We start from the raw sequence: 14,746 nt of genomic DNA, 5'->3' as shown, positions 1-14,746 counted from the left end.
ATTACTGGTGTGACCCGATGGGTTGTGCTTCACCAGGCGGTGAGAGGTGAAGCCTGACGTGAGGGGGAGGTCTGAATTGGCTCCAAAACCTGGCGGTTTAGTCAGGCGCTGCGACGCTTCCGTACAGCAGCGAAGGCTCCGCCTCCGATCACCACCGCGGCGGCGATGGCGCCGATTACCCATCCGGGCAGGCCACTGTCGTCCGAGGACGCCGAACTGGAGCCTGCCACGGCGGCGTTGGAGTCGGTCTTGTCTGCGGGCGCTTGTGACGAAGCTGGTGCAGAAGGAGCCGGAGCGCCGCTGGCGGAGACGTCACCGCCCGTCTTCTCGTCGGTGAGAGGGCTGACGTCCGGTGCGCCGGGGTCACCCTTCTTGTCCAGAATGATCTGCCCGGGCCGGATGAGACCGTGGCCGAGGTAGACGCTCCGGGTGCCCTTCTTCCAGTCCCGGGCGGCTGTGTCGATCATTGCCCGAAGGACCTGGTTCGCGGTCCAGTCGGGGTGCTGGGACCAGATGAGAGCGGCGGAGGCGGAGGCGATGGCCGTAGCCGAACTCGTGCCGCCATCCCCGTAGCAGTACTTCGTGAACGTCTCGTCGCACCAGCCAGGAATCTCGTTGCCCGGAGCGGCAAGGTCGACGTTGTCGCCGTGCTGCGAGTAGTCAGAAACCTTGCCCTTGTTGTCGGCAGACGCAACACCTACTACGTCGCCATACGCGGCGGGGTACTGCGGCTTATTGCCTTGTTCGGCATTGTTGCCAGCAGCCGCAAAGAACAGCTTGCCCTTTTTGTGGGCGTATTCAACGGCTGCCCGCTCTTCCATGCTCGAGTAGTCACTGCCCCACGACATATTGATGATGTGGGCATCACTGTCCGCCGCAGCCCGGATGGCATCAGCAGCATCCTGGCCATTCACGACTCGTCCGTTCTGGTACTCCGTATCGGAAATCCTGAACGGAATGATCTTCGCGCTCGGAGCCAACCCGCGCAGGCCACCGCCCTTCCCTGTGCCTGCGATCAGTTCGGCCATCGTGGTCCCGTGGCCCCTGTAGTCGTCGGTCTCGTCTCCTTCGGTCTCTGTGGTATCGAGCCCCTTGAGTACCCGCCCCTGCAGTGACGGAGTAGAGGGGTTTACCCCAGTGTCGATGACAGCGACCTTGATGCCTTCCCCCTTTGTGGCCTCCCAGAGTTCGGGAGCGGCCATTGCCTTCAGGTACCACTGCCCCGCCTGGGCGTCCACAGCGGTTACGGCGAAGGCACCTCCCGAGAGGCCAGTGGACCAGACACATGCCGCAGCAACCGTGCAGACAACCCCTCGCCGCAAGACACGAGACATACTGCGCTTCCGCGCCCGGCCCATCACTGACGCCATACTGGCTTCCGAACCTTCCCTGTGCCTATTCGATCACCGGAGGAACGGCATTACGGCGCCGTGCCTGCCAGGTCTGTTCGTCTTCCGTCAGGTACTCAGGACGCGACGAATCCGTGCGTTCCTGCTCCTCGTTCTCAGGTTTGTCATGCCCCTTCGATCCCCGCACGAGCCCCGAGCCGCCCTGCGTGAAGCCACCAGCACCGGAGCGGGAACCAGGCCCGCCGGCACGAGGTGCCCCCACCACTCCGTTCGGCCCGGCGGCGACTGGCGCACCGGGGCGCGAGTCGGGCTTCGCCGGGTTCGCCCCGATGACGCCCTGCCGGCCGACGCGGCCCTCCCAGGTGCGACTCGCAGGCGTTGCATCGGCGCCGATGACCTTCCCCTGCGGGATCCGGGAGCCGGACGTCTTGTTCGTAGCGTTCTGCGGCCTGCCACCGAAGATGCCGTCCGCCCGCCCCGTACGGGAGGGTCCTGTCGTCTTTCCGGTATCGGCTCGGCCGACCAGGGGCGGCGTACCACCGGTCCGGCCCGTGACAGGCCCCTTGCCCGTCGAGGTGATCGGGCCCGTCCCGCCGGGGCGGCCTGTGACAGGACCCTGCCCCGTCGACGTAATGGGCCCCGTGCCACCTGTGCGACCCATCGGAGGCTGGCCGGCCTGGCGACCGACAGGCCCCGGGCGCCCGGTGACAGGACTGGTTCGGGATGTGTCCGCCCTGCCCACCGGGGGCCCACTCGGGCCCGTCGTTCGCGGCAGACCAGGCTTGCCCACGGCACGCGACGTCATGTCCCGCCCGGGAGGCATACCGGTCACGGGCGGCAGGGGGACCGTCGGCGCGGGAGACGGTCCCGTAGTGGGCGACACCGGTGTCGGGGCAGGCGGCGTTGTGGTCGGCGGGTGCTGGAGTGTGACGCTGTCGATTTGCATGGACGTGCTCGGTGGCGGCGCGTTCACCGTGCCGATGGACTCCTTGCGAGCCGAGCCGTCCGTCCCCTGGGAGGCAACCACGGATTCAGCAGCAGACTCCCTGGCCGATCCCCCCACCTGCCCAGCGCCTGTCGAAGCCTCGCTCTGCGGCGGCCGATAGGTCGCCGTCGGCCTCGGCACCTCCGCCTTGAGCATCCGGTCGAACTTCGGCGGTTCCTGCGCCGCGAGGTTCTGCTGCGACACCGTGTAGTACGACGCCAGCTTGTACATCTGGTTGATGGCTTCCTGGCGGTCCTTCTCGACCTGCACCGCCTTGTCGTACTCCGCCTTGTTGGCGGCACGCTCCTCCGGCGGGATCTGGTGGGGCTTCCGTTTGACCGCCCGGTCGTCGCGAGGCGGCATCTTCACGGAGGCAAGACCGGTGCCGGCAACAGTGATCTGGGTGCCGGCCACGTCAGCGAACGCGGCTAGCTTCCGTGCGTGTTCGGCGAGCGCCCCTCCGAAGGACCGGAACTCCTCGCCCGACTCGCCCTGCCAGTCGACCTTCTCGACGTAGGACTGCAGCTCCCCCGCAGCGTCCTTGAGCGCGTCGCGTGCGCTCCACAAGGCCGCGCCCGCGTTCTCCAGGTCCGCCGGTTTCGTGTTCTCGACGAGGCGGATCAGATCGTTGAGCTCGCGACCTTCGAAGTCACTGCTCGCATACAACCCGCCCGAGTCCCAGACCGACGTGACGATCCTGGTCACGTCGGTGATCCCGAGCTGCGCCTTGACGCGCGCCAGGTCGTGCTCGTGCTGTTCCTTGGGGCTCAGCTCCGGAGCATTCTCGGTCATCGGTACATCCCCCCGTCTGCAGTGTTGTCGTGGGAGCTCGGCGCCTGCGTCTTGTCGTTCTGCTTCTCGCGCGCTTCCTCGGCCGCGTGCCGCTGGTCGACCCGGGCCTTGATCTCCGCGAACCGGCGCCTCGTGTCCTCGTCCACGTTGTCGAAGCCGACATCGGTGGCGTGCACAGCGATGTTGAGCATCTCGATCTGGTCACCGAGGTCTTGGGACAGCGACACGAGCGACTGATGGACACGCTCGTATTGGCCGTAGAGTCCGTGCGCCTCCGGGAACGCGTCGGATCCTGCATGGGTCAGGGACGCAGGCGAGATCGTCTGCGCCGACACCTTGGTCTTGCCCGCCGCCCCGTTCTCGAACTCGGTCAGCAGCGTGTTCACACGCTTCTGAAACCGCTTCAGCGCGCCTACACCGCGCTCGAGGTCACCCCTGGCCCCCGAGCCGCCCCCACCTTCTGCCGGAAGCACGTTGCCCATTCCTCCCCGTTTGCTTCACCTGTCACGCATTGCGATCGTGGTGACCCGCCATCCACCGATTGCATCGGACACCACTTTATCCACCGGCTATGACAGCCCCAAGTGTCTTATCCGTCACGAGACTTCAACGCTTCGGCTGGTCATGCCGTATGCGGCTGCAATCGTCGCCGCCCTGTCACGATCTTGGCACAACTGCCTCAGCCCGCCGCCTCCCGCGCGATCCGGCGGCTTCTGCGGCGGGAGTCGCGGAGTGCGACCGCCGCGCCCGTGATCGCCGCTACCAGCACACCGCCACCCACCATGACGTACGTCGCGAGGCGCGCGTTGCGTTCCTCCGGTGTCTCGCCCAGGTGGAGTGCGGCCGGGGTCGGGGCCTCCGCGCGGGTCACGCCCTCGTGGGCCTCCGGCTTCTCGATCGGCTTGTCGTCCTCGGTCAGGGCACGGACCGGGTCGACCACCCCCCAGCCGACGAGGCGGTCATGGCCGGCGATCGAGCGTTCCGCTGTCTGCTGGATCTGGGCGACGATCTGCTCCTGGGTCCAGTTGCCGTGCTTGGCCTTCACCAGGGCGGCCAGGCCGGCGACGTAGGGAGCGGAGAAACTGGTGCCGCTGTCGGCGCAGTGGCCGCCGCCCGGCACGGTGGAGACCATGTCGACGCCCGGCGCGGCCACACCGACGAAGTCGCCGGACTGGGAGAACTGGGCGCGTTCGTTGTTGCGGTCCGACGAGGCGACGGCCAGCACGCCGTCGTACGAGGCGGGGTAGGTCCGCTTGACGTTGCCGCCCAGTCCGTCGTTGCCCGCCGACGCGACGACGATGATCTCCTTCGCCAGGGCGGCGTCCACGGCCTGCTTGAGCGCGGGTGCCGGTTCCACGGCGTTGGCCGTGTCCTGCGAGATGTTGATGACGTCGGCCTCTTCGTCGATCGCGTGCCGGATCGCCTGGGCCAGGGTCGCAGCGGTGCCGTTGCCGTCCGCGTCGTTCTGCTGGATCGGGATGATCGTGGCGTCCGGCGCCAGTCCGACGAAGCCGGTGCCCTTGGCGGGGCGGGCGGCGATGATGCCGGCGACCTTGGTGCCGTGGCCCACCGTATCCGTGGTGCCGTTCTCCTTGCCGCGCTCGAGCTTGTTTCCGTTCGAGTCCTTGGCGTCCTTGGGGATCAGGTTCACGCCGCTCTTGGTGTCCACGGCCTTCGTCAGCTGCGGGTTCCTGACATCGACGCCCGTGTCGATGACGGCGACCCGCACGCCCTTGCCCGTCGACTGCTTCCACACCTCGTCCAGCAGGACGCGCTGGAGCGACCAGGGGCGGCCTTCGTACTTCTTCCCGGGAAAGGTGCACTGGGTGCTGTCCGCCGCCGCGGTGGTCATGGGCAGGCCGATGACCGTGAGCACGGTGGCGGCCGTGGCGGTGAGCAGGCGCCGGCTGGTGTTCGTCATCGTCGTACCGGCCCTCACGAGCCCTGGGGCTGCCGCGCGGCCCCGGTCGACAGGCGCGGCCCGGTGGGCAGGAACGTCGACCATTCCGCGGGGATGGGCAGCGGGTCGACACCCTTGTAACCGAGCCGGTTCTGGGCCTGCTGGGCCTCCGCCTGGCGCGCCTGCTTCTCCTGCTCCGAACCGGAGGAACCGATACCGGAGTCGTCGGTGGCACTGTCGCCGTTGGACTGCATCGCGTAGCGCAGGCCCGTGTCCGTCACGAGGAAGAGGAATCCGCTGCCCGTCGTGGAACCCTTGAACTGCCGGAACAGCTGGCCGGATCCGGGCGTGACGTAGGCGCTGCTGGAGCCGGTGGGGAGGGTGGCGGGGAAGTCGGTGCCCGCCCAGGTGCTGAGCGTGGTGGCGCCGTTGTCGGCGTCCACCGACCGCAGGACGTTGCACACGGTGTTGCGGCTGCCCTCGGCCGTGCTCGCGTCGTTGACGGGCACCGGTGCCGCCTGCGGCCACTTCCTGTCCTGGCCGAACGCCTGGCCCGGCTGGAAGGCACCGCCGCTGACCGCCGTCGCCTCGCCCGCCTGGCCGAGGTCGACGAGCTGCCGGCTGTTGAGCAGCAGCTTGGCCGTGAAGTCCGAGACGGGGGCGACGCGTCCCTGGAGGACGACGTACATCTGCTTCTTCGTGCCGCTCGTCGCGGACAGGACCATGCCGACCTTGTTGACCTGGGGGTCGAGTTCACCGGGGATGCCGGCGGGGGTGCCGACCTGTCCGGGGACGGTCGGGAAGGTGATGGTGTCGCCCTGGTGAAGGGTGGCGAGCCAGGCCTCGGACACCCGCTGCGCGGCGCGGTCCTGGCCGACCAGCTGGCGCAGCAGCAGTTCGTCCTTGTCCACGCGGTAGGCCGTACCGGCCGCGTCGACCACGTAGCGGGTCTTGTCGGGGCCTTCGACGTAGAGCAGTTCGCCGCCGTTGAGACGGTTGGCGCCTTCCGTCTTCTTCGCCTCGCGCTCGGCGAGGACGAAGGCCGCCTTCTGGATCGCCCGGCCGCCCTCGCCCGGCCGCTCGCACACGGCCCAGCGCTTGGCCGCGCCGGCTTCCTTGCCGTCGGGCAGGCGGTCGGGGGCGTAGGGGATGCCGAGCGTGGCGCCGTGCGGGATCTTGCCGCTGTCGAGGACCGACTCGTCGACGTTGATGACCTTGCCCTTGTCCGGGTTGAGCAGGAGCTTGGCCGACGACATGTTCAGGACCGGATGCAGCTGCGTCTTCTTGCCGGTGGTGAGCACGACGTAGCGAGTGGTGGACTTGCTGGCGATGATCACGTTCTCGCCCGGCTTGTCCCAGTCCTTGGGAGCGACCGGCTTGAACATCCCCCAGGCGCCGAAGATGGCGAGAATCACCACACCGACGATCGCTCCGGGAGCCACCGCGCGCAGCGGGCGCGGGGCACCTTCCTCCGAGCCGGTCGCATTCGGCTGCACGAACTGTGCAATCAGCCTCCGCTTCGCGAAGGTGTAGGCGTTCAGTTCGTCCCGTCGTGATGCCATCTGTTCGCTGTCCCTCTCCCCGCTGGGCGACCAGGTTCCCACACTCATCGGAACGGCCTGCCGTCCTGCCGCCCCTACTATGCCTGCTGGCGCTTGCGTCTCACTGCTCAGGTAGGGTGATCGCCCGGTCAACGCCCATGGGAATTTGGTTATTACGGACACGAGGGGGCAACGCGGCGATGGGTACGGCGACGCGTGCGCGGAACGGGCGGACCACCGGTCAGGCCCCTGGGACTTCCCGACGGCAACGCAGCAATGCGGCGACGGCGCCTGGTGCGCGGGGTGTTCCCGCGGTGACCACACTGCGCCCTCTGTCACGCACCAGCCGCGTCGGCCCCTTCCGGCTGCGGCAGCTGGTGCTCGTGGAGTCCGCACTGGCCCTGGTCGCGGTCGGACTCGCGCTGGGCGGCCTGTGGCTCGTGCCGACGTGCGTCGTCGCGGGACTGCTGGTGCTGCTCGCGGTGATCCGCCGTCGGGGTCATGCCCTTCAGGACTGGCTGGCCACGGCCCTGTCGTTGCGTACGCGCAGGCGGAACACCGCTCCTGCGGCACCCGACACCGACCCCTCCCTGGCGCCCGTCACGGAGAGCCTGCCCGGTTTCCGGCCCTTTCCGTACGTCGACCGGAACCGTCGCACCGTCGGAATGCTGGGTGACGGCACGTTCCTGACCGCCGTGGTGCGCGTCGAGGCCAGCGGGTCGGCACTGCGGCCGGCGTTCGGCGCCCGTGCACTCCCCCTTTCCCTCCTGGGCGATGCCCTTGCGGTGGACGACATCGTGGTCGAGTCGGTGCAGTTGGTGCAGCAGGTGCGTCCGGCTCCCGCGCCCCACCTCCCGCAGCAGTCGGTGGCCCGGCTCTCGTACGCGCCGCTCCAGGAGCAGACGGGTGCACCCGCGCTGCGGATGACCTGGGTGGCCGTGAAGATCGATCCGGAACTCTGCCCGGAGGCCGTGGAGGCCCGCGGAGGCGGGTTCGAAGGGGCTCAGCGCTGTCTGGTACGGGTCGCGGACCATGTCGCGAGCCGGATCACCGGAGCCGGCTTCCAGGCCGTCGTCCTGGATCAGGAAGAGCTGAACTCCACTGTGGCGACCGCGGCATGCGCCAGTCCGCGCGCGGCGGCCCGCGCCGGGCGGCCCGACGCGGCCCCCGCGCGCCGTACGGCGGAGACGTCACGGGTCTGGCGGTGCGACGACCGGTGGCACACCACGTATGCGGTCGGCCGGTGGCCCGAGCTCGGGCGGGGGGCGACTCCCCTGCCGAAGCTGGTCTCGCTGCTCACCGCCGTCCCCGCGTACGCGACCACGTTCAGCCTCACCGTGCGGCGCGGATCACGCCAGGGAGCGATGGACGTGGGCGGCCACGTACGGATCACGGGTGGCTCGGACACCGAACTGGTCGGAGTGCGGCGCGCATTGGAGCAGGCCGCGCGCACCGCGAAGGTGGGTCTGCTGCGACTGGACCGCGAACAGCTTCCGGGCGTGCTCGCGACGATGCCTCTGGGAGGTGCTCGGTAATGGGCCGTGCCGGAACGCCGAAGGGTCTGCGGGGCCTGATCGGTCCCCGCCACGCGGGGCACACCATGGTCGCCGACCATCTCGGCGCCCTCTCCCTCCCGGTGGGCGACGACGGCGTGGTCATCGGGGACGACGCGGAGGGCCGTCCGCAGATGGTGGGCTTCCACCGTTCGACGCCCTACGAGGTGCTGCTGATCGGCGGCCTGTGGACCGCACAGGTGCTGGCACTTCGCGCGGTGGGTACCGGCGCGAGGGTGGCCGTGGAAACCGGTCGCGCACGCGAATGGAGCGTTCTGGCCCAGGCGGCCGGCGCGGGCCTGGAGTGCATCACGCTGCACGACGTGGGCCGCGTGCCGCCGATGGGCGCGACCGTCGGCAGCCCTGTCGTGGTGGTGCGCGACTGCGGTATGCGGCCGCCGCGCGGGCGTGTCGTGTCGTCGCCGTGGCAGTCCGTACTGACCCTGTTGCCCTATCTGAGTCCGGTGGCGCCGCGGTTGCTCCGGTCGGCGACGCTGGTCGGCGTCCAGAGGGTTTCGCCGCAGGAGGCGCAGCAGATCGGGCGCATTCTGGGGCTTGCCCAGGGCGAGGTCGACGCTCTGCCGACGCTGGCGGACGGCGTCACGCTCTGGTGCGCCGGACGCGAGCGCCACTGGGTCATGACGAGCGCGACGGACGCGGAGTCCGGACTGCTCGGTGTGGCCCGCCGGATGGACTGACTCCGGTGCGGGGGCCGCGGAACGGTCAGGCGGATGCCTACGCCACGACGGTGTTGCACGGCCTCCGCCCCACCCTCCGGGCGTACGGTCCCGGAAGTCACCCGCGGGCCCTGAGCCACTGGCCTAGGATGTGCTCGGTGACGGAGAGCGACGCTGAACTACGCGGCGCCACGAGGCTCTTGGGTCATCGGCCCGGCTGCCGGCTGTAGCGAAAGGAACCGTGATGGGGAGCGCGCAGGAGAAGGACGAGCTGTACGCCCTGGACATCTCCGATGTCGAGTGGCAGGGCCCTCCCGGTACGAGTCCGGACGAGGAGCGCGTCGAGATCGCACACCTCCCGGGCGGCGCCGTCGCCATGCGTTCGTCGCTGGATCCGGACACGGTTCTCCGGTACACCGAGGCGGAGTGGCGGGCGTTCGTACTCGGCGCACGGGACGGCGAGTTCGACCTGCGCTGAGGCATTTGTTCTTCGCCGAGACTTCGGGCCTTCACGTCGAGCCGGCGGCCGCCACGACCGGACAACGGTCGGGCGCCGCCGGTTCGTCATGACGCAGGCCGCCGATGCCGAGACCGGATTGTTGGGCAGCGCGCGGTGGATGCACCGAGGGGCTACGGATCTCGGCGCAGTTGTACCGGTTTGCCCCCTGAGATTCTTCACGCTCCGATGTATCGGCGTCACATGCGGGCAGGGCGTGACGCACGGGACAGCAGCCCGGGGCGGGCGGCCCTGACGGAGTGGCGTTGTTGGCGATTAGGGTGGGTCAGGGCGCGGCAGAAGAACCCTCGGGCATGTTCACCGCGTCCCCAGGGGGAGAGCCGGGCCGATCGGACGTCAACGGTGGCCCGCACCCACGACGGCACAAGGGTGCTCGACCACACCAGGAGGCAAAGTGAACGGCGATCGGGACGACATCCACGGGGGCTGGAACCTTCCCGTCGACGAGTCCGACGCGGAGCCCGCCGAGCTGACGGGTGAGTTCACCATCGACTACACCCCGCCTGCCTGGTACACGCAGAACGCGTCGGGCGACACCTCGGGCGGGAGCACCGGTCAGCACACCCCGCCCCCGCCGCAGGGTGCTCCGGTCGCCGTGCCCGGGCTGCCCGCGGGCAGCGGCTTCGAGCCCAACTGGGCGCCGGCGCCGCCCGCCGCGGCCCAGGAGCCCGCGCCCCACGTGACACCGGAACCGGGCCCCGCCGTACCGCCGGCCGCACCCGCACCCGCAGCACACGAGCCGAGCCCCGCCCTGCCGCCGGCCGCGCCCGCTCCCGTGGCCGAGCAGGCGCCGCAGGCGGTTCCGGCCGCTCCCGTGGCGGACGAGGCGTCGTCGCAGCCCTTCGGAGGCGGCGATCTGGAGAGCGGCGCCACCATGCGCTTCTCTCCGGCCGCGCTGAAGCGGGAGATGGCCGAGCTCGCCGCTGCCGCCGGCACCGCGGACTCCCCGTCCACGGAGGGCGCCGGGGGCTCCGCAGACGCCGACGACGCCGATGCGGCGCAGCCCTCGGGCGAGGCCGGTGCCGCCCGGCAGGAGCAGGAGGACGACGACGCGGTCGAGCCCGAGACGTCTCTCGCCGTGGCCGACGCCGACTCGGACGACGACCGGGCCGAGCCCGCGGACTCCGCCGACCCGGCCGGGGCCGACGACGACGCTCCCCGCGACGCAGCCGCCGACATGACGCCGACGGAGGGCGAAGCGGCTGCCGGTGAGGCCGGCAACGTCCAGGACACCCCGCCCGCCGCCGAGGTCCAGCCGTGGACCCCCGCCCCGGTCGCTGCCGCTCCGCAGGGCGAACTGCCGCCGCTGCCGCCCGCCTACCAGCCGGCCGCACCGGCGCCCGCCCAGCAGTGGCCGACGCCCGCGCCCACCACCGAGCAGTCCGCGCCCTGGCCCGCGCCGACGCCCGGTCAGCCCGGTCAGCCCGGCCAGCCCGGTGGCTACGGCTTCCCGCAGCAGACGCAGCAGCCCCCGCAGGCCCAGCCCGGTGGCTACGGCTTCCCCCAGCAGCCCCAGCCCGTCCAGCCGCAGGCCGCCCAGCCCCAGCCCCAGCAGGCTCCGCAGGCCCAGCCCGCTCCCCACACTCCCGCCCCACAAGGCGGTTACGGATTCCCCCAGGCAGGGCCGCCACAGCCCGCCCCCCAGGGCGGTTACGGCTTCCCGCAGCAGGCCCAGCAACCGACCCCGCAGCCCGGCGGCTACGGCTTCCCCCAGCCGGGGCAGCCCGGGCAGGCCCCGCAAGCCCCCCTGCCCGTTCCGGCCCAGGGGCAGCAGCCCCAGCCCGGACAGCCGCTCCCGCCGGCGGCCCACCCCGGACAGCTGCCTCCCCAGGCGCCCGCCCCGCACGCTCAAGGCGCCCCCGGCGCCCCCGGCGCCCCGGGCGCCCCGGGCGCGCCCGCCGACCCGCGGACCGGCGGCGCCTGGCCCACGCCCGTCACGCACGACCAGCGGGAGCGTTCCGTGCCCGGCGCGCCCCTCGGGTACACGGCCGCCGTCGAGCTCTCCTCCGACCGGCTGCTGCGCAACAACAAGCAGAAGCCCAAGTCGAGCCGTAATCCCTCCAGCGCCACCCGTTTCAAGATCGGCGGCAAGAAGGACGAGGCGGAGCGCCAGCGCAAGCTGGACCTGATCCGCACCCCGGTGCTCTCCTGCTACCGGATCGCGGTCATCAGCCTCAAGGGCGGTGTCGGCAAGACCACCACGACCACCGCGCTCGGCTCGACCCTCGCCACCGAGCGCCAGGACAAGATCCTCGCGATCGACGCCAACCCGGACGCCGGTACGCTCGGGCGCCGGGTGCGCCGGGAGACCGGGGCCACCATCCGTGACCTCGTCCAGGCGATCCCGTACCTCAACTCGTACATGGACATCCGCCGGTTCACCTCGCAGGCGCCCTCCGGACTGGAGATCATCGCCAACGACGTGGACCCGGCCGTGTCGACGACGTTCAACGACGAGGACTACCGGCGCGCGATCGACGTGCTGGGCAAGCAGTACCCGATCATCCTCACGGACTCCGGCACGGGTCTGCTCTACAGCGCGATGCGCGGAGTGCTGGACCTCGCCGACCAGTTGATCATCATCTCGACGCCGTCCGTCGACGGCGCGAGCAGCGCCTCGACGACGCTGGACTGGCTGTCCGCGCACGGGTACGCGGAGCTGGTGCAGCGTTCGGTGACGGTCATCTCCGGGGTGCGCGAGACCGGAAAGATGATCAAGGTCGACGACATCGTGCAGCACTTCCAGACGCGTTGCCGCGGTGTCGTCGTGGTGCCCTTCGACGAGCACCTGGCGGCCGGTGCCGAGGTCGACCTCGACATGATGCGTCCGAAGACTCGTGAGGCGTACTTCAACCTGTCGGCGCTCATCGCCGAGGACTTCGTGCGGGCCCAGCAGCAGCAGGGGTTGTGGACGGCCGACGGCAGCAACCCGCCGCCGCAGGCCGCCCCGCCGATGCCCGGCCCCCAGGGCCCGGGTCAGCCGCAGTGGCAGGGCCAGCCCGCGCCCGGGCAGCCGATGCCCGGCCAGCCGTACCCGCCGCAGCCGCACCACCCCCAGCAGCCGCAGCCTCCGTACGGCGGCCCGCAGCAGGCATACCCGCCGCAGGGCTGGCAGCAGTCGCCGCCGTCGCAGGCGCAGTCCCCCGCGACGCCGGCCGGACCGCCGCCGGGCGCACCCGGACACCCCGGCGCACCCGGCGTCCCGGGGCAGCCGGGTGTCCCGGGGCAGCCGGGTGTCCCGGGACAGCACGATTCCCAGGCGCCCGTGCCGCCCGCCGGATGGCCGCAGCAGCAGCCGCCGCCGCAGGCGCCGCCAGCCCCTCAGCAGTAGCGCGACAGAGGTCTGAACCAATGAGGGCCCGCACCGATTCGCCGGTGCGGGCCCTCGGCGTATTCCCGCAGCCCACACGCGGTTTCGGCCACCGTTGACGCGGCAAGACCACCCTGATAGACCTTCGCTTCACCAGCTGGCGAACCCATGATCACACCAACCCGCCTTATCCGGGCGCATCATGACGCGAGGTCACCATTCCATGGTCACAAAGGCTCCCCCCCGCTCCGTCCGGCACCGCCCCCGCAACCGACTGGTCCTCGCAGCCTGCGCCGCCGCCTCCGCGCTGGTGATGTCCGCAGCGGTCGTCCCGCACGCCCAGGCGCAGCCCCAGGCCCGCGCTCTCGCTCCCGCCCTGGCGACGACGGCAGGCGAGGAGGACGGAAAGGGCGGCAAGCAGGTCCTCACCGTCGCGGTCTCGCAGAGCGTGGACTCCCTGAGCCCGTTCCTCGCCGCGCGGCTGGTGAGCACCTCGATCCACCGGCTGGCCTACGAGTACCTGACGAATTACGACCCCAAGGACGGCAGGACCGTCCCCGGTCTCGCCACCGCGTGGAAGCCGTCCGAGGACAAGCTCACGTGGACGTACACCATCCGTGACGACTCCAAGTGGTCGGACGGCAGGCAGGCCACCGCCGAGGACGCGGCCTGGACCTTCAACAAGATGATGACGGACGAGAACGCCGCCACCGCCAACGGCAGCTTCACGGCCAACTTCAAGAAGGTCACCGCACCCGACCCGAAGACGCTCGTCATCGAGCTGAAGAAGCCGCAGGCCACGATGACGGCCCTCGACGTGCCGATCGTGCCGAAGCACGTCTGGGAGAAGGTCGGCGACTTCTCGAAGTTCAACAACGACAAGCAGTTCCCGATCGTCGGCAACGGGCCGTTCGTCATCACGGACTTCAAGGTCGACCAGTACGTGAAGCTGCGGCCGAACAAGGACTTCTGGCGGGGCGCCCCCAAGTTCGACGAGCTGGTCTTCAAGTACTACAAGGACGGTGACGCCGCCGTCGCCGCCCTGCAGAAGGGGGAGGTGTCCTTCGTCCAGGGCCTGACCCCGGCGCAGGCCGCCGCGCTGAAGAACGCGGAGAACATCAAGGTCAACGACGCCCCCGGCCGCCGCTTCTTCGCGCTGGCGACCAACCCGGGCGCGCGCTCCAAGGACGGGAAGACGTTCGGCAACGGCCACAAGGCACTGCTCGACCCGGCCGTGCGCAAGGCGCTGTTCCACGCGACGGACCGCAAGACGATCGTCGACAAGGTCTTCCAGGGCCACGCGGTCGAGGGCGAGGGCTACATCCCGCCGCGTTTCTCCTCGTACTTCTGGAAGCCGGAGGCCGGTCAGAAGATCGGCTACGACCCGGCGCAGGCGGCGAAGCTCCTCGACGAGGCGGGCTACAAGAAGAACGCCAACGGCAAGCGCACCGGCAAGGACGGCAAGCCGCTCGACTTCCGCATCCTCTGCCACGCCACGGACCCGAACGACAAGGCGATCGGCAAGTACCTCCAGGAGTGGTGGGGCGAGCTGGGCATCGGGCTGAAGGTCGAGTGCCTCGACAACGTCTCCGACCCGTGGCTCAAGGGCGACTACGACCTCGCCTTCGACGGCTGGTCCGTCAACCCCGACCCGGACTTCGTCCTGTCGATCCACACCTGCGCCGCACTGCCCGCCACGCCCAAGGACACCGGCGCGACCGACAACTTCATCTGCGACAAGCAGTTCGACGAGCTGTACGCGAAGCAGGCAGCGGAGTACGACCCGGCCAAGCGGGCCGACATGGTCCGGCAGATGCAGTCGCGGCTGTACGACACGGGATACATGAATGTCCTCGCGTATCCGAACGCGGTCGAGGCGTACCGTACCGACCAGATCAAGTCCATCAAGACGATGCCCGAGGCCGCCGGCAACATCTACGGTCAGGACGGCTACTGGAGCTGGTGGTCGGCCGAGCCGGCCGCCGGTGACGGCGACGGTTCCGAGAGCGGTTCCTCGACGGGTCTCCTGATCGGTGCCGGCGCGGTCGTCGTCCTGGCCGCCGCCGTCGGGCTCTTCGTCGCGATGCGGCGCCGTTCCACCGCGGAAGACCGTGAATAGTCG

Annotated in this window: 10 protein-coding genes; 5 read left to right on the top strand and 5 right to left on the bottom strand. The window is 70.2% G+C overall.

Going from position 1 to position 14,746, the window contains the following annotated elements:
- Positions 1-101: 101 nt before the first annotated feature.
- The 5 genes from ACF08N_RS33245 to eccB form a co-directional block, all read right to left on the bottom strand.
- Positions 102-1,370: a S8 family serine peptidase gene (locus ACF08N_RS33245; RefSeq protein ID WP_392328448.1), complete on the bottom strand. Its 1,269-nt coding sequence runs from the start codon at positions 1,368-1,370 to the stop codon at positions 102-104.
- A gap of 25 nt (positions 1,371-1,395) precedes the next feature.
- Positions 1,396-3,039, bottom strand: a complete 1,644-nt coding sequence (locus tag ACF08N_RS33240; RefSeq protein WP_392328447.1) for a hypothetical protein — start codon at positions 3,037-3,039, stop codon at positions 1,396-1,398.
- Positions 3,040-3,122: 83 nt separating this feature from the next.
- On the bottom strand, positions 3,123-3,608 hold the full coding sequence (locus ACF08N_RS33235; RefSeq protein WP_392328446.1) for a hypothetical protein: 486 nt from the start codon (positions 3,606-3,608) through the stop codon (positions 3,123-3,125).
- 197 nt (positions 3,609-3,805) lie between these two features.
- Positions 3,806-5,047: a type VII secretion-associated serine protease mycosin gene (mycP, locus tag ACF08N_RS33230; protein WP_392328445.1), complete on the bottom strand. Its 1,242-nt coding sequence runs from the start codon at positions 5,045-5,047 to the stop codon at positions 3,806-3,808.
- Between the two features lie 14 nt (positions 5,048-5,061).
- Positions 5,062-6,588, bottom strand: coding sequence for a type VII secretion protein EccB (eccB, locus tag ACF08N_RS33225; RefSeq protein ID WP_392328444.1), 1,527 nt, complete (start codon positions 6,586-6,588; stop codon positions 5,062-5,064).
- A gap of 179 nt (positions 6,589-6,767) precedes the next feature.
- On the opposite strand from eccB, the gene eccE reads away from it, so the two are divergent.
- The 5 genes from eccE (at position 6,768) to ACF08N_RS33200 (ending at position 14,743) form a co-directional block, all read left to right on the top strand.
- Positions 6,768-8,102 carry a type VII secretion protein EccE gene (eccE, locus tag ACF08N_RS33220; RefSeq protein WP_392328443.1) on the top strand — a complete coding sequence of 445 codons (1,335 nt, stop codon included), beginning with the start codon at positions 6,768-6,770 and terminating at the stop codon, positions 8,100-8,102.
- Complete coding sequence (locus ACF08N_RS33215) at positions 8,102-8,818, top strand: hypothetical protein (RefSeq protein ID WP_392328442.1); 717 nt, start codon at positions 8,102-8,104, stop codon at positions 8,816-8,818. The genes eccE and ACF08N_RS33215 overlap by 1 nt, the downstream gene beginning before the upstream one ends.
- Before the next feature lie 223 nt (positions 8,819-9,041).
- A complete protein-coding gene (locus ACF08N_RS33210) occupies positions 9,042-9,275 on the top strand; it encodes a DUF397 domain-containing protein (RefSeq protein ID WP_215187253.1) in 234 nt (77 codons plus the stop codon).
- Positions 9,276-9,708: 433 nt separating this feature from the next.
- The gene (locus ACF08N_RS33205; protein WP_392328441.1) at positions 9,709-12,645 is read left to right on the top strand and encodes an SCO5717 family growth-regulating ATPase; all 2,937 of its coding nucleotides are present in this window, start codon (positions 9,709-9,711) and stop codon (positions 12,643-12,645) included.
- Between the two features lie 202 nt (positions 12,646-12,847).
- A complete protein-coding gene (locus tag ACF08N_RS33200) occupies positions 12,848-14,743 on the top strand; it encodes an ABC transporter substrate-binding protein (protein WP_392328440.1) in 1,896 nt (631 codons plus the stop codon).
- Positions 14,744-14,746: the final 3 nt, after the last annotated feature.

Origin of the sequence: Streptomyces sp. NPDC015127 (assembly GCF_043080095.1) — a bacterium.
GTDB lineage: Bacteria > Actinomycetota > Actinomycetes > Streptomycetales > Streptomycetaceae > Streptomyces.
The sequence above is the reverse complement of the archived record's forward strand: the minus strand, read 5'-3'. Positions and strand labels throughout refer to the sequence as shown.

What these genes read in the sequence shown, in the direction of transcription:
- eccE (WP_392328443.1), top strand. Translation starts at nt 6,768, where the DNA reads ATGGGTACGGCGACGCGTGCGCGGAACGGGCGGACCACCGGTCAGGCC.
- ACF08N_RS33245 (WP_392328448.1), bottom strand. Translation starts at nt 1,370, where the DNA reads ATGGCGTCAGTGATGGGCCGGGCGCGGAAGCGCAGTATGTCTCGTGTC.
- ACF08N_RS33215 (WP_392328442.1), top strand. Translation starts at nt 8,102, where the DNA reads ATGGGCCGTGCCGGAACGCCGAAGGGTCTGCGGGGCCTGATCGGTCCC.
- ACF08N_RS33235 (WP_392328446.1), bottom strand. Translation starts at nt 3,608, where the DNA reads ATGGGCAACGTGCTTCCGGCAGAAGGTGGGGGCGGCTCGGGGGCCAGG.
- mycP (WP_392328445.1), bottom strand. Translation starts at nt 5,047, where the DNA reads ATGACGAACACCAGCCGGCGCCTGCTCACCGCCACGGCCGCCACCGTG.
- eccB (WP_392328444.1), bottom strand. Translation starts at nt 6,588, where the DNA reads ATGGCATCACGACGGGACGAACTGAACGCCTACACCTTCGCGAAGCGG.
- ACF08N_RS33200 (WP_392328440.1), top strand. Translation starts at nt 12,848, where the DNA reads ATGGTCACAAAGGCTCCCCCCCGCTCCGTCCGGCACCGCCCCCGCAAC.
- ACF08N_RS33210 (WP_215187253.1), top strand. Translation starts at nt 9,042, where the DNA reads ATGGGGAGCGCGCAGGAGAAGGACGAGCTGTACGCCCTGGACATCTCC.